Below are 17,413 nucleotides of genomic sequence, written 5' to 3' on the forward strand. Positions count from 1 at the left end.
GACTCCGTCCCGCTGACGCGATCAGCAGGTTTTGGGAAAGGTTGAAGGTTGTAAGTTGGCTCAGAAAAGGACTGGGTGTTTTGGGGCAGATGAAAAGTAGCTTAGTGCAGCTCGATTATCGAGTTTATAAGTTGGCGCGGCTGTTGAGCGAATATTTGGAGTTGGGGAAATGGGTTGCCCTGTCTGCTGGCTCGCTGGGTGAAGAGCCTTCTGGCAACGAACATCAAGCCTGGCTGCACAAATTTTCAGTTTACTTGTCAGAGCAGGCTCCTTGCCCTGGCCTCAAGGATCGGGATCCCGTAGGCTAGGTAGGCCCTCCCCTGCTGCACTCAACATCCTGCTGCACTCAACATGTGGATCCCTTCTTGGTGGCCGAAGCTCAGTTTTCAGGTTTGGCTGATCTTTATCGGTCGGCTGCTTTCCCAAACTGGAACCGGCTTTACCTTGTTTTATGCCAGTCTCTTTTTTGTGAATCAGGTGGGGCTGACCGCCACCCAAGTGGGCCTGGGGCTAGGCATTATGGCTTTTGCCGGGGTGTTTGGCCGCATCCTGGGCGGCTCGATGGCCGATGGAGCTTGGGGGCGCCGTTCCACTTTGATCCTCTCTCTGGCTATTTCCACCTTGGGGTCGTTTGGGTTTGCGCTCTCCTATGACTTCTGGAGTTTTGCCCTGGCCAATATGGCTGCAGGCTTGGGGCAGGGGTTGTACTGGCCGCCTGCGGAAGCGATTGTAGCAGATCTAACCACTCGTGAGCAGCGCAACGAAGCCTACGCTCTCAACCGTCTGGGGGATAACCTGGGCCTCAGCCTTGGGGTGGCTATGGCCAGCACGCTGGTGGCTCTGACGGGGGCCTATCGGCTCTTGTTTGTAATCGACGGTGTCACTTTTCTAATCTTTCTGGCAGTACTTTGGTTTTTTATCGGGGAAACTCGGGCGACTTGTCCGGCAGCAGAGCCTGTGTTGGCAGGTTGGAAAACCGCCCTTAGAGATCGCTCCCTTTTGGTGTTTGGCCTGTCGAATATCCTGTTCACCACCTATGTGGCCCAGCTCAGCAGCAGCATGCCCCTTTACTTCCGCAATGGGGTAGGGATCCCAGAGGTGCAAATCGGCATTTTGTTTGCCTTGCATGGGGCCTTGATCGCTCTGCTGCAGATGCCGGTGGCCCGTTGGTTGAATCGCCGGACGCGCATCCAAGGGTTGCAGGGATCCGCCCTGATGTGGGGGGTGGGATTTCTTTTGGTTTGGCTTAGCGGTCTGGCGGCGGAATTGGGGGCTCCGGCCCCGGCGGTGGCAGTCTTGGCGCTGGCGGTGCTCTCTTTGGCGTTGGTGAGCTACAACCCCTCTGCCTCTGCTTTGGTGGCGGATTTGGCGCCGGATCACTTGCGGGGGGTGTATCTGTCGGTCAACTCCCTCTGCTGGGCGGCGGGGTTTGCTCTTGGCCCAATGATTGGGGGGATGGCCTTGGACTTGCCGCAACCGTGGGCAAGCGGGTTGTGGATCTTTTGGGTGATCACCGTCAGTTGGGTTTGGGGGATCCTCCGCTTTCTGAACCGCATTCTGCCCTGCAAGGTGAATAGGGCCGCAGTGCCTCCGGTGATGGAGCCCGCTCCCCTCGGTGACGCAGAACGCTAGAGCCCAGGAAAGAAGCAGATTTTGGGATCCCAGTCTTGGCCAACAGCTGGTTAGAGTATGGATGTCGAACAGGAAGGCTAGTTCTGCTCTTGTACCCTGCAATTTGGTCTCAACGGTGGAGGATCTGAATCATGAGCTTGATTGGCAACATCATCTGGCTAATCTTCGGGGGTTTGCTGACAGGTTTGGGCTACATCTTAGAGGACTGAGCCTTTGCCTGACAATCATCGGCATTCCCTTTGGCTGGCAGAGCATCAAACTGGGGTTTGCAGTGCTTGCCCCCTTCGGAAAGGAAGTGGTGGAGTATCCCGATGCCAACAGCCCGCTGCTGCTGATCTTTAACGTCATCTGGCTATTGCTGTTTGGCTGGCCGTTGGTGCTTAACCATCTCTTCTGGGCTGTGATTCTGGCAATCACCATTGTTGGGATCCCCTTTGCCAAACAACACATGAAGTTAATTATTTTGTCGTTGTTGCCCTTTGGCCGAGATCTGCGCTGAGAAAGTGGGTGAACCTAGATTGTGGGTTTATTGAGGGGTACGGCCAAACTGGTTATTAGGCATTTCTCACTTGGGATGCAGGAGAGTTTTCTGTCGGGTTGTCAGGATTTGGGGTTGCCAATTGCCAAGGCTGCTCTCGGAGTTGCTCTATTGAACCATCGTCAAACTATTGGTAATGACTTGTCTCATGTAATTTCCCCAAGTTTGAGCGGCTATGCTGCTGCTTCCTCGTGTTGGGCTAGAGTCATCATTGCCCAGCCAAATGCCGGTCACCAGGGGAGGGTTGGGCGTGTAGCCGATAAAGAGCAGATCCTTGTTGGCGGTGGTGGTGCCGGTTTTACCGGCTTCTCCAATGCCGAGCCGGGCAGCAGTGCCGGTGCCGGAGCTGATCACCCCTTGCAGTACGGCTGTCATCTGTTGGGCGACGGTTTCTGGCAGGACAAGTCGCTGAGAGCGGGGATCCTCCCGACCAGGGTAAATCTCGCGGCAGGTGCGAAAGTCGTTGGGGTTGGCGCAATCGCTGCTATCCAAGATGCGGCGGATGGTGTGGGGCCTTGACCAAAGGCCACGATTGGCAAAAGGAGTGAAGGCTGCTGTCAACTCCAGCAAGTTCACCTCCATGGTGCCGATCACCATAGAAGGATAGGGTTGCAACGGCGATTGGATGCCCATTTGCCGCGCCATCGCCACCACTTGCTCTAGACCGACTTGTTGGGCCAACCGCAGGGCAATCACGTTTTCGGAGAGGATCAGGCCGCGGGCCAAATCCATAGGGGCCGATCCCGAGCGACAGCCCCGAAAGGTGAGGTTGCCCCAGGTGAGGGGCTCGCAAGACAACACTTGGGAGAGAGGGATCCCCTGGGTGAGGGCAGCCGCATAGGTGAACACTTTGAAGGTGGAGCCCGGCTGCCTTTGAGCTTGGGTAGCCCGGTTGAAGGGGCTGGCGTTGTAGTCGATCCCGCCCACCAAAGCCAGCACTTCGCCGTTGCGGCTGTCGAGACTGACCAAAGCGCCTTGGCTGAAGCCCAAGCGGGATCCCGACTCGCGCACAGTTTGGGCCAGGACTTGCTCTGCCAAACGCTGGTAGGGCAAATGCACCGTGGTTTCGATGATGAAGTTGCCCTCTGCCGAGAGGTCTTGGCCCAAGAGCTGCCGCAGCTCCTGGAAGACGGCACTGTAAAAGTAGGGAGCAACTGTCGAGGTTTGGGAGCGCAAATTGGGGTTGAGGGTGAGGCGACTGCGCCGGGCCCGCCGAATCTCCTCTTCGGGGAAGACTTTCAGCTCGCTCAGGCGATCCAACACCCGATCCCGGCCTCGAACGGCGGCATCATAGTTGGCGACGGGGTTAAAGGCGTTGGGCGCGGGCAAAATGGCCGCCAGAGTCGCAGCTTCGGAAAGGCTGAGCTGGCGGCTTGGGATCCCGAAATAGAACTGGGCAGCAGTTTCAAAGCCGTAGATGCCGTTGCCCAGGTAAACATTGTTGAGGTAGAGAGCGAGGATTTCGTCTTTGCTGTAGCGCTGTTCCAGCTTCAGGGCGGCGACGGCCTCCCGCAGCTTGCGCCCAAAGGTGTTGCCGGAGCCGGTGTAGTCCCGCAGCACGGTGCGGGCCAGTTGTTGGCTGATGGAGCTGCCCCCCTGCTGCACTTCCCCCGAGCGCAGGTTCACCCAAAAGGCGCGGGCAATGCCCAGCAGATCCACCCCAAAGTGGGAGTAAAAGCGGTGATCTTCAGCGGCGACCACCACCTTGGGCAGAATTGGGCCAAAAGCTTCTAGGTTGGGCAGCTCCCGGTAGGTGTCCCCCTGATGGCGGCGCAGCTCCGTCTGCTGATCCCCGGCCAGGACGATCAGGGGGTTGCGATCTGCGGAGAGGGGTGGCTCCACTGAGAACTTGCTCCACTCATGGCCGATCCAAATCCTCGCCCCCAGCCCCAAGACCACCATCAGGATGAGGCAGCCGCGCACCCCATACACCTGTGGTGGGGGTGGATCCAGCACTTGAATCCAGACGCTCTCCGGATCCCGGGGCGGGCCAAGGCTCAGTTGCTGGCCATGCCGCAAGATCACCCGGCGCACCCGCTCGACACCACCGAAGGGTTTGAGGCGGAAAACGCCGTTGGTCGAGTCTTGATCTTCTAGCTGGTAGCGACCGGCATTCCACCCCAGCCAGTAGAGAATAGGGGGCAACGGGATCCGCCAACCCAGACCGGGCAGGCGCCAATCCGGGCGGGGACGGATGTGGGCGTGGAGATGGCTCACCGCGGGGGCAGGGATGCGAATGGTGGCCACCGTCTGGCTGCGACCGAGAATGTCGGATCCCTTCAGGGCAACCACCTGGGGGGGCTCTCCTGGGCAGGTAATCCGCAGGCGCACCGGGCGCTTGGGGGGAGGAGGTTCGGGGGGTTTGAGGAGAGCTGTAGGCCCGACAGGGAAAGGCCTCGCCAGAGTTTTGAAGAGGCGAGCGACGGTGCTCAACAGCGGCTTTTTGTCTTCAGAAGCAGACATGGCTCAGTCCCCCCGCAATTCGCGCGCACGGCGCAGCAGCTCCTGCATGGTCTGGCCGGGCCGAGGGCCGCCCGCTGCCGAATGGGGGTTAGGAGCTTTACGAGGCTGGGCAACAGGGGCAGTCGGGGGCAGGGTGGGAGAGGAGGGGGAAGGTGGTGGAGCACCGCTGGGCAGCGTGGGATCCCAGAGGGCCATGTAAAGATGGCCTTGGGCGTTGCGTTCGATCCTGCCGGCCCAGGGGCCAACGCGGAATTGCACTCGCCCGGAACGTCCCTCGCGCACAGCTCGCAGTTCCCGCTGCAGTTGAGCAGGCAAGGGGGCTTGCAGCATATCCTCCAAGAGGCCTTCCACTTGCGGGGTGGGTACGCCAGCGGTGACGGTGGCTTCGGTTTGCCGCAGGGCCAGGCTGGATTCGTCGTAGGTGAGGCCCAAGTCCACCCCGCCAAAGCGGTACAGGTCGTACACGGTATTGGGCCAAGCGCCCTGCCCCTGCTGGCTGGGCGATCCCAGGCTGGCCCGTACCGTCTCGCGGGAAGTCTCCAGGGGAAAGGCGCGAAACACCGGCTCGCTCCTGTTGTAGGGTTCCAGCTCCGGCGCGGGATCCCGCCGTCCGTTCTGCTCTGAAGCCAAAACAAGGGGCTCAGGGACAAGCTCCCCAGGCATAGGATGGGCATTCTCTGGGGCAATGGGATCTTCCACTGCCGGACGAGATCCTGGCCCGGAAACACGGGGGGCCGAGGGGCGCTGCAGCAACTGTCCCCATTGCCAACTCACCAAAACCCAGCCCAGCAGCCCGCCCATCAGAAAGGGAATCAGGCGCACCCAAAGCAGGGATCCCCCGTTCTCGACCTCCGTGGCCGCCGTCAAGGGCCTGAGCCGCAGAGTACCTGATGCGGCCAAGGGCGGCGCAACAGCAGTGGGGTCTCCAGAAAGTGGGCCAGAGGCAACACTTCCAGAGGAGATCAGCGGAGATTGAAGGGCAACGGTCTCTGGAGATCCTTTTTGGGATCCCTGTGCTCTGGCTTGAATGTGCTCCAGCTCCGTCAACACGTTAGCCACCGATTGCGGGCGGGCGGCAGGATCTTTGGCCAGGCAACTGAGGATCAAGTCGGATAAACCGGCGGGCAGCGGAAACTTCAGTCCCCAGTCTTCTAGAGGGATGGGCCGGTGCTTGTGGTGGGCCTGGTACCAGCCCGGGAAAGATTCGGTGGTGGGCTTGAGGGGCATCTGGCCAGACACCATCTGGTACAGCATGATCCCGAAGCTGTAGATGTCGGAACGGACGTCCAGAGGGGATCCCTCCAGTTGTTCTGGGGAAGAATAGGCCAGCGTTCCCAGGTAGGCATGGGTAAAGCTCAAAGATTCATGGCTATTGAGCAGCTTGGCAATGCCGAAATCCACCAGCTTCGCCAGTTCCCCAAAACTGCTATCAGGCACTACAATCACGTTGGCCGGCTTCAAATCGCGGTGGATCACCTGTACCCTTTGCCCTTCCATGAGGATCCCCTCGTGGGCCGCCTTTAACCCCAGGCCAATTTGACGGGCCAGCCGGAAAAAGCGCTCCAAAGGCAAAGCCCCCGCGGCCAGAATATCCTTGAGGGTCTTGCCGTTCAGGTATTCCATCACATAGAAGGGCACCTCATCGGGGGTAATACCATAGTCATTGACTTTGACAATGTGCAGGCTTTTTTGGCCCAAAGCCGCGCAGGCTTTCGCTTCCCGTTCAAAGCGCAGGCGGGTGCGCTGATCCATTGCCGGCTGGGAAAGCAGCTTGACAGCCACTTCCACCCCACCAAAGAGCAAATCTTGAGCCAAATAGACTCGCCCCATGCCCCCCTGTCCCAGCAGATGTACGAGTCGATAACGCTGAGCCAAGAGGCGACCCAAAAAGGGATCCGACGCAGTAAACATAGGGAATCGCGGCGGTACAGAGAACAGGTTTGCAAGAGTCTCGAAGGGATCCGGCAGGAGCGGGCTACCTCTACCATAAGCACTGGAGCCGTTATAGGCCATGCTCACCGCCGTCAATCCAGTTGCCCTTGATGTCTTTGCCAATTGTTTACCACCCCGACTACAGTGCCCCCCTGCCGCCGGACCACCGCTTTCCCATGCCGAAATTTCGCCTCTTGCAAGAGCTGCTGCTGCGGGAAGGGGTGATCCGCCCCCAGCAAGTGCACCACCCTGAGCTGCCCCCTCTCGCCTGGATTGAGTCGGTACATACCCCTGAGTACGTCAGAGCCTACTGTGAGGGATCCCTGGAGGCCAAGCTGCAGCGGCGCATCGGCCTGCCCTGGAGCCCGGAGCTGGTGCAGCGCACCTGTCGAGCGGTGGGGGGTACCGTCTTGACCGCCCAATTGGCCCTGCGCCACGGCTTGGCCTGCAACACCGCCGGCGGCACCCACCATGCCTTCCCCGCCTACGGCTCCGGCTTTTGTATCTTCAACGACCTGGCCATTGCCGCCCAAGTCTTGCTGCAGCAAGGGCTAGTGCAAAGGCTCTTGATCGTGGATTTGGATGTCCACCAGGGAGACGGCACTGCTTGGATCTTCCGCTCCGAGCCGCGGGTGTTCACCTTTTCCATGCACTGCGAGGCCAACTTCCCCGCCACCAAACAACAGAGCGACCTGGACGTGCCCCTGCCGGTAGGCATGGAAGATGAAGCCTATCTCCAGACCTTGGCCGACCACTTGCCCGATCTGTTGGCTCAGGTGCGCCCCGATCTGGTGTTCTACGATGCCGGTGTGGATCCCCACGAGGAAGATCTCCTGGGCAAGCTGGCCCTTAGCGACCAGGGGCTGTTTCGGCGGGACATGCAAGTGCTGAACACTTGTCTAAAGCAGGGCTATCCTGTCGCCTGCGTCATCGGCGGCGGCTACGGCAAAGACCTCAACCGCCTCGTGTATCGCCACTCCCTGCTGCACCGGGCTGCCAGCGAAGTGTACCGCCAATACCGTCTTTAGCCGGGCGCAAACTAGGCGTATTCGGCAATCACTACTGTGATGTTGTCTCGCCCGCCCCGCTCTTTGGCCGCCTCGATGAGCTTTAGGGGAAGTTGCTCCAAATCTTCCACCTGCAGGCAATACTCGATGATCACTTCGTCGTCCAGCTCCTCAGTTAGGCCGTCGCTACACAACAACAGGCGATCCCCTGGGTAAACTGTAATCGGCTGCACAGAAGGTGGACCCGCATCGGGTCGGCCCAGGCAGCGCTCGAGAATATGTCGCCAAGGGTGAATCCGGGCCTGCTCATAGGTCAGCTCCCCCAGTCGAATGGAGCGAGCCACTAAGGTGTGATCCTCGGTCATTCGCTGCATTTCGGATCCCCGTAGGCGATAGAGGCGAGAATCGCCAATGTGAGCACTCCAGCAGTTGCCCTTTGGATCCACCATGGCCACCACCACCGTAGTGCCCATGTCTGCCCGCTCTGGATTTTCCCGCTGATCCTTGAGGATGGCACTGTTGGCTGCTTCTACGGCTTCGCTGAGCAACCGGGGCGCCGGCACGTTTTTCCAGCCTCGATCCAGATATTCTCGGATGGTCTCGACGGCCAACAGGCTGGCTGTAGCCCCGGCAGCATGTCCTCCCATACCATCGGCAACAATAAAATAGCGCCCCTCTGGATCGCAGTAGCAGGCATCTTGATTGCTGCTGCGGATCTTGCCGGGATCCGTAGCGCAGGCATATCGTCGCATCACATCAATCGCTCTGACCGATTCAACCTTAAGAGTACTCTGATTAAAGCAAGAGCAGCGAGGGCAGCCAAAACCAAAGTGATAACCGTTAAGGTAGCATGTCCGGCCAAAAAGAGCTGAGTTGCGCTCAAAAAAAAGGCCGCAAACAACACTGCATAACTAACTCCCAGCCCGGTGTTGTTCAGCTTGCGCAGCAAGCGCTCCGTCTCGCTGGATCGCACCCGCAGGCGTAGCTCCCCTTGTTCTATCTTGCTCAAGGTCAATTCGATCCGGCGGGGCAAACTGAGACTGCTGCTGGTGAACTCAGCCGCTTGACGGCCAACCTGGGCCAAGAGGGTCTCAGTCTTGCTTCCGTTTAAACTCATCAGCTCTTCCGCAAAGGGTTTGGCCACCTCCATAAAGTCGAACTCCGGATCCAACCCTTTCCCCAATCCCTCCAGCGTGGTCAGGGCCCGCATCACAAAAGTAAAGGTAGCCGGGAAACGAAACGGCTGATCGTAGGCCAGCTCGTAAAGGTCTTCGCTAATGGCCGCCACCGAGATTTCTCCCGAGTTGCTGGAAAAGGGTTTGTCCATAAAGTGATCCAGCATGTACTGCACCGAGCGGCGCACCGGAGCCAGATCGGCGGTGGGCACCAGCACCCCCAGTTCCACCAGCGAGGCCACCACCCGATCGGCATTTTTGGAGACCACACCTGCCAGCGTGCCCATCAGCTTTTCTTTCACATCGGAGCGCAGGCGGCCCATCATGCCGAAGTCGTAGAAGATCAGCGTGCCATCGGGCTTCACGGCAATGTTGCCGGGGTGGGGATCGGCGTGAAAAAAGCCATCCTTGAGCAGTTGCCGCAGATAAGCCTCTGCCCCCAGACGAGCCAAAACCTTGCGATCCAGCCCCGCCGCGCTCAAGGCTTCGTAATCGCTGATTTTGATCCCCGGCAGGTATTCCAACGTCAACAGGCGAGGAGAGGTGTAACGCCAATACACTTTGGGGACGGCAATTTGCGGCATATCCCGAAAGTTGCGGCGGAAGGTATCGGCATTGCGGCCCTCATTGAGGTAATTCACCTCTTCCCAGAGGGTGCGCCGACACTCTTCATAGATGCCGATCCAGTCGCGGCCCGGCCCGCCCCAAGAGGTGCGATACTGAAAGAACTCGGCAATCCCACGGCAGATCTCCAAATCGATGGTGAACAGCCGGGTCAGCCCCGGACGCTGCACCTTCACCACCACCTCTTCCCCGGTTTTCAGCTTGGCGCGATGCACCTGCCCCAAGCTGGCAGCGGCCAAAGGGGTGGGATCAAAATAGCTGTAGATTTGGGTTATCGGCCTGCCCAGCTCCTGCTGCACAATTGCCGCCACCTGTTCGTAGCTGAAAGCAGGCACCCGATCCTGCAGCTTGGAGAGCTCCTCGACATATTCCGAGGGGAAGAGATCGGCGCGGGTGGAGAAAAACTGCCCCACTTTAATAAAAGTAGGGCCTAAGTTAAGCAGCGTTTCGCGGATCCAAATGGCTCTGGCCCGGCGGCGCTGGGCCTTTCGCTCGGGCGTGGGTTGTCCCCCATAGCTCCAAGCCTGCTGATCCAGCCAAAGGTAAAACAGCCAGGTGAGCACAAATCGCCAAATGTCCAGCATGCGGCCCTGGCGAGTATAGTTCTCCCGGGCCCAACGGTAGGCAGTATAGGGCTTGACGGGTTTTGATCCCAAAGAGGTTGAAGCCTGGGATCCCAGTGTGCTGGCACTCAAGCGTTTCGACTCCGATATTTCTGCAACTCGGAGCGCAACTGCGCCACTTCTGCCCGCAAGTCGTCCAGAGTTGCCTGCAGATCTTCTGTCTGGAAAGGAGGCGGCACCCTTTCCTGGGCGGCCACGGATGCTTCTGCCTCAGCTCGGGTCATGACATCCTGGGCAAAGGTTTGCCAGCCCTCCTGCAGCTCGGCCCACACCTTGCCCACTTCTCCGGCAATATCGGTGAGGGCGCTTTCCAAACGCTCCCGTAGGACATCCGCCACAGCCTTGCCGACAAAAAAAGCCCGCACAACCGGATTCTTCATGCGACCCAAGTGTTAAGAAGCGTCACCCAGATTATAACGAATCCTGCTCAAACACAGCGGCGAGCCGACCCATCCGAACAGCAGCGGATCGATCGGCCCGGCGGATTGGGGAGTTCGTCCAGTCCTAGCGGCGGTTGGTGGTCATGTCAGGGATCTTCAGATCGAAGACGCTGATGTTTTGCCGTGCAGCCGGCTTGGGATTGAGCATGCGGGCCATGTTGAGGAAGTTTTCTGGATCCCCGGGTTTGGGAGGACGGGTGAGACGATAGGTGCGCACCACTTCCCGCGTCGAGCGCTTCACGCCGGAGACATCGCGCCAACGGGCTCCATAGCGGGGGGTCACCAGGTTGGCGGGCTTTTCCGACAGGCGACGGCGTTGGTAAGGCACCACATCGTCCCCAAAGGCGGCATTGTACTCTTCGCTATCCACCACAGCGTCGATGAAGCCATCTAGCCCCTTGGTGGCAACGATGATGGAGTACTTGATGCGCTCCTGTTGGCTGTAGGTGGGCCGACCCAAAAAGCGCTGGAAGGTGACCTCGATGAAGCGGTAGTTGTCGTTGGGAACCATGACCAGATCCCGGTACACCTCCGACTTGCCCAGGCCGCGCACAAACTCTTTGACCGAGATCGCCCCGTTGCGCAACTGGGACTCCAGAGCTTTTTGCCGATAACTCTCCAGCATCAGATGCTCGCTGAAGATCTGGCGATAGGCAGCGCGAATGATGTTGTCGATACCTGTCGGGTCGTCAGGACGGTAGACGGGCGGGGTTTCGTCGCTGGGCACAAAGTAGCGAGGCACCCGCTCATTTTGGGTGGTGGGGCGATCGGCAAGCAACGGAAGGGACATAGATGGTGCTCCTAAAAAAACGAGAAAAACTTAAGAAAAACACAGTGAGGCAGGGAAGCTAAGGCTCAGCAGCCAATTCCTGCCAGCTCATCTGGGCGCGGAGAGGGATCAGAGGATCGGCATCTTCCAGGGCCATCTGGAGCGCAGCCTCGACTGAGGGGCGCAGAGATTGTTCACCCTGGCGAGCCAAGTCCGTCAGGGATCCGACGGCGGCATAGCGGACTCCCCAATCGGCATCGGCAAGACATTGCCGCAATAGGTGCAAGGCTCGCTCTTGATCGGGCAAGGGCCGCTTGGCAGCCACCCGTCCCAGCCCGCGGGTCGCCGCCCGTCGCACACTGGGGGCAAAGTCCGCCACAATGGCTTCCGCCAAAAAGGGGTAGGCATCCCCATGGCCAATACGGGCCAGAGCCCGCACCGAATAGGCCCGCGCCCCATAGTCAAAACCGTCAATATGGCTCAGCAAGGGCTGCACCGCGGCTTCCCCAAAGCGCAGCACTTCCTCCAGGGCGGCTTCCCCCACTGCAGGGCGATTGAACCCAAAGGCGCGAATTAAGATGGGGATCCCTTCCACTTGGCCCAAAGCGCCCAGCGCCCTCACCACCCGCAACAATTCCTCAGGCGACGTGGCCTGCTCCAATTCTGCTGCCAGTTGAGCCACAGCAATGGGAAACGCTTGAGCAGCCGAGGCGGAGGACATAGGCAACGAATAGTCAAAGGTACACTTGAAACCGCTGATCAAAGGCACTGAGCGCCCCAGGATCCTAGAAGAGCTTCTCCAGTTGCGGCAGGATCACCGCCGTCACCTGAGCCAGCGGCACCCACCCCAACTGAAGCGCCACATCGAACAGCCGCTTCAGAGCATTGATGCGCAGGTTGAGAGCCACGTCGGCTGTGGCCAGCAGCGGCGCCCCCGCCACCCATCCCGATTCGGCCAGGTCGAACAAAGCGGCCTGTCGTAGGCTGGAGTTGGAGTGGGCCAGTAGCGCCACCAGGATTTGGGTCAGCTCCTCGGCTTGCGTAAAGCGATAGAGCACCCAAGCCGCTGCCGAACGCACCCGCTCAGAGGGATGGTTCAAAAAGGGCCGGATCGCTGCCTCAGCCTCGATGGCCTGAAGCTGACCCAAGGCCTCGATAAGGGCTTCCCAGGGCTGCTCCTGCTCGCGGGACTGCAACAGTGCCAGCAAGGGATCCACTGCTCGCTTGTCCCCCAATTGAGCCAAGGCATAGGCAGCCTCTTCCCGCACATGAAAGTCGGTACAAGTGAGCGCCTCGATCAAACCGGGCACGGCCCGCGCATCCCCGATTTGCCCCAGGGCCTTAGCGGCATTGCGGCGCAGAGGATAGCCCCCCAAGGCAGTGCGATCCCGCTCATCCTGCAACGCCAAAAGCAGCGGCTCTACCCCCCTTGGATCCCGAACTGTGCCCAGGTACCAGGCAGCATAGTACCGATCTTGCAAGTCATCCCCCTGCAGCCGGGCTATCGCCTGCTCCCAAGTGAGCTGCTGCGGCAGCACCGCCGTGTTGGATGCCATACGAACCGTTGCAGAGCTGTTCATGACACCTGGGCAACCTTGCCGGTAACTTCAGTCGGCCGTCGGGCCTCCCTCACTCAGCAGCGCCGTTGCCCTGAGCGGGAGAGGCATTGGCTCCCGACAAGGCAGTGACCTGCACGATTTTGCCACCCATCCGCAGAATGCGCTGCATCTCGGCAGACAACCGACTGTAGGGAACGGTGGTGCTCAGGGTGCTGCGGCGAACTTTGGCAGAGGTGGCCAGAGCATCGGGCGGGTTGAGCAGACCGGTGTACTCAACTCGGTAAACCCGGCTGCCGGCTTCTGTCAGGGCTTCAGGGCTGGTGGTGCTTTGACCAAACATCGCTTTCCCCAGGTATCTATGAGACTTCGTTTGGAAGACAGGCAAACTGACCAGCGAACAAGCCGTACCGGCTATTCTCGCGAACCAGCACGCTGCCGTTGGGCAATGCCTACAATCCAAAGGCTAACTACCCCAGACTGGAGAGCAGGCGACCAACCCAACCGGCTTAAGAGAAGCCAAGGCGCCAAACCAACCTGGAAACAGGTGGAATAGACCTCTTTGGAGCCGTCGCCTGCTCTGGAGAGACACACAATTGGAAGACAAAGAAAGAGATCGTCCACTCCCAACAAGCAGGGATCTCTGCCCTGGGATCCCCTAGCTGAGGGCGTTGATGGCGTAATCGAAGTAGATGGCAGCTTCGTTGGCCGCTTGACCGCTCAGCATGCCCAGAGCGCGGCTCTTCATGTACTGCAGAGCCACGATGTACCAGCTGGGAGAGAGGTTAAAGGAGCGGTTCACTTCCCGCAGTCCGGCCACCAGGTATTCATCGAGGGGGCCGGTGCCACCTGCAACCAGAGAATAGGTAATGAAGCGGAGGTAGTAGCCGATGTCGCGGGCACACTTGGCCTGAAACACATCGCCGTGGCCCATTTCACCCGGCTGAGTCAGGTAAGGGAACCTCTTGAACACTTCCTGCACCGCTTCCCGCACCAGAGTTTGCTGGTTGTTGGTTAGGACACGGGCCGCTTCCAGAGAAGCAGCAGCACGCTGGTAACGACCATTCACGGCCTGCAGTTCGCTGGCATTCAGAAAACGCCCTTGATTGTCAGCGGCAGCAATCGCTTCAGTGATGACAGTTTTCACCTTGCAACTCCTAAATTCATCGATTGTGTTGTTAATGGACGTTCTGTAGGAAAGGCGGACTGGATTTCCACCTGCCTATCAGAAATGAGGGATCTAACGGATCTCAATTCTGAAAGGAACGACCAAGCTGGCTTCGACCCAAAGCTCAAACGATGGCGGCAGCAGCCTTATCGAAGTAGCTGGCCACTTCGCTTTGCAGCGCAGAGCAGTCCCCAGGGGTGATGCCTTTCGGATCCATGATCTTGGCCAGGGCTTCTTTCTTCATGGCAGCAATGCCGTTGGCCACAGAAGTGGTGGGCACCCCCAGAGCAATGTAGGTTTCCCGCAGGCCGTTCAGGCAGCGATCTTCCAGCACAGAGCTATCCCCGGCCAAGGTGGCATAGGTGATGTAGCGCAGGATGATCTCCATGTCCCGTAGGCAGGCAGCCATGCGGCGGTTGGTGTAGGCATTGCCGCCGGGAGCGATCAGATCTGGCTCTTGAGCAAACAAAGAGCGAGCTGCATTGGTTACGATTTGGGCGGCATTGCTGGTCATGCGGTTGACAGCATCTAGGCGCTTGTTGCCCTCTGCCACCAAAGCCGCCAAACGGTCAAAGTCTTGGTCACTTAAAAAGGCACCGCGTGCATCTGCCTGAGCGATCACCCGGGTAAAAGCATCTTGCATGATGGATCTCCTTCTGGTCTTTCCAAAAAGTGGTGAGCGACTGGCTGAACCTCCCAAAAGCCGAATCCCAAGCTTTTTTGCGGGATCCTCTTTGACCTCCAAAAACTGGGGATTCCGTGGCAGCAGGCTGCTCAAAACTACCCCCACCGAACCCCCCAATTTTTAGATAGGTCAAGAACCTCTGCGACTTTCAGACAGCCGAGCATCCAGCCTAATTTTATATCGCGGGATGGATGAGTGTTTTGTGAAGATTTGCAAACCTACCAACCCCAAAATGTCTGCCTAGGCTGGGATCCCTGGACTATGGGGCGCAGCAGGGGGGAAATGGGTCTGCGGGCTGGCTCACAAAATGTAAACATTTGTTTTGAGATGGAAGCAGTCTGAGTGGGCACCTTCCTGAACAGAAGTTAACACTCTGGAGTGGTCACCTCTTGCAGGGCCGCTTTGAGGGCTCGACAAAAGTGAGCTATTTGTTGCAGTCCTTCTTCAGGCGTGGGGGCTTTGGCCAGCCGTTGCACAAATGCGCTGCCCACAATCGCCGCATCTGCTCCCCAGAGAGCGATCTGGCGGGCCTGGTCGGGAGTGGAGATGCCGAAGCCCACCCCAATCGGCAGGGGGGTTTGTTGGCGCAGTTGCTGCAGCAAAGCCGGGATCCGCTTTTCCAGGGTGGCCCGTTCGCCGGTAACGCCGGTGGTGCTGACCAAGTAGACAAAGCCACTGGACTGCTGGGCGATGCGGCGCATGCGCTCTGGGGGGCTGGTGGGGGCCACCAGCAGGATGAGGTCGATCCCTTCGGCCTGGGCTGCTTGTCGCAGGGATCCCGCCTCTTCCAGAGGCAGATCGGGGACGACCAAGCCGGCACAGCCGGCCTGCCGCAGTTGATGCAGAAAGTTGGGGATGCCGAGCTGGTGGATGGGGTTGTAGTAGGTGAACAGGATCAGGGGGGCCTGCAGCGAGAGACAGCGCAAGCCTTGTAGAATGGCGCCCAAAGTGACTCCCCGACTGAGGGCGCGGGTGGCTGCTGCTTGGATCACCGGCCCATCCGCCAAGGGATCCGAGTAGGGTACCCCCAGCTCGATAAGATCGGCGCCGCTCTGATCCAGAACCTGCAAAGCCTCAAAGGTGGTTTCCAAGTTGGGATCCCCGGCGGTGAGGTAGGGGATGAGGGCTTTTTCGCCGCGGCTGCGCAGCGCTTGAAAGCAGGCTGTGATCCGAGTGGGCATGGGATCCATTCGATTCTGAGGAGATTGAGAGCATCCCCCACTGTAGCGTCTGCCGGGATCCCTAGGGGAGAGGCACAAAATCGTAGCCGGTACCGGAGCGGTTGCCGGGCTCAACCCGCACCAGCACATGGGGAGCATTGCGGTCGCCGGAGGGCAAGAAGCGCACTTCTCCGGAAGCGCCGTCCTGGAGGAGGAAGTTGGGATCCTGCAAACGGGCCAGCACAGCGTTGCGGCTGGTGGCTCCTTGGCTGAAAGCTTGCAAGAAAACCCGGGTGGCATCATAAGCCAGAGCGGTGCGCCAGCTCACCTGCCCTCCCCAGAGCTGGGCTGCCTTCTGGGCAAACTCGCGGTTGCGAGGCACCTGAGGATGCCAGGGTACCGCCACCACCAAGCCTTCTACCGCTGCTCCCCCGTCTTGCAACGTGGCGAGGCTGAAGAGCACATCGCCGCCCAGAAGAGCAAGGGGCTTACCAGCTACAGCGTTCTCGCGGGCTACGGCCAGCGCTTTTTCGGCTACGGAAGCCGTGGGAGCTAAAAAAGCTACCTGGGCTCCTTGGCCGACGGCCCTTTGCAGGCTGGCCTGGGGGTTGAAGTCCGACGCCGATAAGTCGAACTCCGCCAGCACGATGCCCCCTTCGCTGGTCAGGGTGGAGGCAAAGGCATCGCGCAAGCTGGAGCTGTAGGCGCTGTTGGGGTTGTAGAAGATGGCCACCCTTTGCAACCGCAACGTGTTGAGAGCATAACGGGCCAGTTGCGTGCCGGCCACTTGATCGGAGGGCACGGTGCGAAAAATGGCATCCCCCAGCATGCTGATGCGGGTGCTGGTGGAGGTGGAGGAGATCATGGCCAAGCCGGCAGGCTGATAAACCTCGGCTGCAGCCAGGGTGGCGTCGCTGGTGTTATGGCCGATCACGCCCAAGATCTCGGGCTGGCTCACCAGAGCCTTGGCCACCGCCGTTGCTCGCTCAGGGTTGTCGCCATCGTCGGCAATCACTACCCGCAGCAGCCGTCCTCCGATTCCCCCCTGTTGGAAAAGCTCCTCCTGAGCTTGCGCCACCCCGCGCAGGGTCTCTTTGGCGCGGTTGGGGTTGCTGGAGATGGGCACCACCACCGCCAGGCTCAAGGGACTGCCCTGCTGCTGGGCACGGGCATTGTTCAAGAAAATGCGAGCTTCCGGGTCGTTGCGGTTGCTTTGCAGCCCCATCTCCAACACCGGGATGGCTGCGCTGAGGTTACCTTGGCGCAACAGCTCTGCAGCGGCAACGGCAGCGGGACTGCTATCGGCAAACAAGGTGCGCTCGCCGCTGGTCAGGAGCAGATCTTGTGCTCCACCCCCCAACCCTGGCAGCGATACTGGCGGTAGAGAAATGCCTTCCGGCCAGCGAACATAGCCCGCCTGCCAAGCGCGATGACCGCCCCAGAGTAGCAATAGCCCCAAGGCAATGTAGACAATGGGTGGTGGAGACTTGGCAACCATATATCTCATGTTATAGAGAGAGAAAACGCTAGCTTTTGGCCAGCAAAGACACTGCTTGTATCCTCAGGAATCCTCAAAAGTCATCTTTCCAAGGATCTCTAAGGATCTCCGACTATGCATCAGCATGAGTGCGGGAGTATGTC

Annotated in this window: 17 protein-coding genes and 1 pseudogene; 5 read left to right on the plus strand and 13 right to left on the minus strand. The window is 59.4% G+C overall.

All coding sequences use genetic code 11. From position 1 onward, the window contains the following. Nucleotides 1-89 precede the first annotated feature (89 nt). The 4 genes and pseudogenes from NW818_RS05795 (at nucleotide 90) to NW818_RS05810 (ending at nucleotide 2,131) form a co-directional block, all read left to right on the plus strand. Complete coding sequence (locus tag NW818_RS05795; protein WP_414331694.1) at nucleotides 90-308, plus strand: hypothetical protein; 219 nt, start codon at nucleotides 90-92, stop codon at nucleotides 306-308. 43 nt (nucleotides 309-351) lie between these two features. Continuing rightward, nucleotides 352-1,632: an MDR family MFS transporter gene (locus tag NW818_RS05800; protein WP_414424060.1), complete on the plus strand. Its 1,281-nt coding sequence runs from the start codon at nucleotides 352-354 to the stop codon at nucleotides 1,630-1,632. A 61-nt stretch (nucleotides 1,633-1,693) separates the two neighbouring features. Continuing rightward, nucleotides 1,694-1,882 (plus strand): annotated as a pseudogene (locus tag NW818_RS05805) (hypothetical protein); the annotation flags it as partial. 21 nt (nucleotides 1,883-1,903) lie between these two features. Then, nucleotides 1,904-2,131: a YccF domain-containing protein gene (locus NW818_RS05810; protein ID WP_238376904.1), complete on the plus strand. Its 228-nt coding sequence runs from the start codon at nucleotides 1,904-1,906 to the stop codon at nucleotides 2,129-2,131. Nucleotides 2,132-2,278: 147 nt separating this feature from the next. Here the strand turns inward: NW818_RS05810 and NW818_RS05815 are convergent, their stop codons facing one another. Both NW818_RS05815 and NW818_RS05820 read right to left on the minus strand, forming a co-directional pair. Further along, nucleotides 2,279-4,633: a transglycosylase domain-containing protein gene (locus NW818_RS05815; protein ID WP_414424061.1), complete on the minus strand. Its 2,355-nt coding sequence runs from the start codon at nucleotides 4,631-4,633 to the stop codon at nucleotides 2,279-2,281. 3 nt (nucleotides 4,634-4,636) lie between these two features. After that, nucleotides 4,637-6,544, minus strand: a complete 1,908-nt coding sequence (locus tag NW818_RS05820) for a serine/threonine-protein kinase (protein WP_414424062.1) — start codon at nucleotides 6,542-6,544, stop codon at nucleotides 4,637-4,639. Nucleotides 6,545-6,675: 131 nt separating this feature from the next. Here NW818_RS05820 and NW818_RS05825 point away from each other — a divergent pair, with 131 nt between their 5' ends. Continuing rightward, complete coding sequence (locus NW818_RS05825) at nucleotides 6,676-7,593, plus strand: histone deacetylase (RefSeq protein ID WP_414424063.1); 918 nt, start codon at nucleotides 6,676-6,678, stop codon at nucleotides 7,591-7,593. Between the two features lie 11 nt (nucleotides 7,594-7,604). Here the strand turns inward: NW818_RS05825 and NW818_RS05830 are convergent, their stop codons facing one another. The 11 genes from NW818_RS05830 to NW818_RS05880 form a co-directional block, all read right to left on the minus strand. Then, nucleotides 7,605-8,324 (minus strand): PP2C family protein-serine/threonine phosphatase, encoded by a 720-nt coding sequence (locus NW818_RS05830; protein WP_414424064.1) that lies wholly within the window; start codon nucleotides 8,322-8,324, stop codon nucleotides 7,605-7,607. Continuing rightward, nucleotides 8,324-10,066: an ABC1 kinase family protein gene (locus NW818_RS05835; RefSeq protein WP_414424065.1), complete on the minus strand. Its 1,743-nt coding sequence runs from the start codon at nucleotides 10,064-10,066 to the stop codon at nucleotides 8,324-8,326. Before NW818_RS05835 ends, NW818_RS05830 begins: the two co-directional genes overlap by 1 nt. Further along, nucleotides 10,063-10,374, minus strand: coding sequence for a DUF6825 family protein (locus NW818_RS05840; protein WP_414329408.1), 312 nt, complete (start codon nucleotides 10,372-10,374; stop codon nucleotides 10,063-10,065). Before NW818_RS05840 ends, NW818_RS05835 begins: the two co-directional genes overlap by 4 nt. Before the next feature lie 124 nt (nucleotides 10,375-10,498). Continuing rightward, complete coding sequence (locus tag NW818_RS05845; RefSeq protein WP_414406383.1) at nucleotides 10,499-11,224, minus strand: phycobilisome rod-core linker polypeptide; 726 nt, start codon at nucleotides 11,222-11,224, stop codon at nucleotides 10,499-10,501. 58 nt (nucleotides 11,225-11,282) lie between these two features. Beyond that, a complete protein-coding gene (locus NW818_RS05850; RefSeq protein WP_414421924.1) occupies nucleotides 11,283-11,924 on the minus strand; it encodes a HEAT repeat domain-containing protein in 642 nt (213 codons plus the stop codon). Nucleotides 11,925-11,988: 64 nt separating this feature from the next. Further along, complete coding sequence (locus NW818_RS05855; RefSeq protein WP_414424066.1) at nucleotides 11,989-12,759, minus strand: HEAT repeat domain-containing protein; 771 nt, start codon at nucleotides 12,757-12,759, stop codon at nucleotides 11,989-11,991. A gap of 73 nt (nucleotides 12,760-12,832) precedes the next feature. Further along, a complete protein-coding gene (locus NW818_RS05860) occupies nucleotides 12,833-13,102 on the minus strand; it encodes a phycobilisome linker polypeptide (RefSeq protein WP_011432575.1) in 270 nt (89 codons plus the stop codon). A 315-nt stretch (nucleotides 13,103-13,417) separates the two neighbouring features. Beyond that, nucleotides 13,418-13,906: a phycocyanin subunit alpha gene (locus NW818_RS05865; RefSeq protein WP_011432574.1), complete on the minus strand. Its 489-nt coding sequence runs from the start codon at nucleotides 13,904-13,906 to the stop codon at nucleotides 13,418-13,420. A 145-nt stretch (nucleotides 13,907-14,051) separates the two neighbouring features. Continuing rightward, the gene (locus NW818_RS05870) at nucleotides 14,052-14,573 is read right to left on the minus strand and encodes a phycocyanin subunit beta (protein ID WP_304411987.1); all 522 of its coding nucleotides are present in this window, start codon (nucleotides 14,571-14,573) and stop codon (nucleotides 14,052-14,054) included. 404 nt (nucleotides 14,574-14,977) lie between these two features. Then, complete coding sequence (gene trpA, locus NW818_RS05875; RefSeq protein ID WP_414343136.1) at nucleotides 14,978-15,793, minus strand: tryptophan synthase subunit alpha; 816 nt, start codon at nucleotides 15,791-15,793, stop codon at nucleotides 14,978-14,980. Nucleotides 15,794-15,854: 61 nt separating this feature from the next. After that, entirely contained in the window at nucleotides 15,855-17,270 is a 1,416-nt protein-coding gene (locus tag NW818_RS05880; protein WP_414412662.1) for an ABC transporter substrate-binding protein, read from the minus strand. Nucleotides 17,271-17,413 lie beyond the last annotated feature (143 nt).

The sequence above is a fragment of the Synechococcus sp. R6-5 genome (assembly GCF_047461775.1).
Taxonomy (GTDB): domain Bacteria; phylum Cyanobacteriota; class Cyanobacteriia; order Thermostichales; family Thermostichaceae; genus Thermostichus.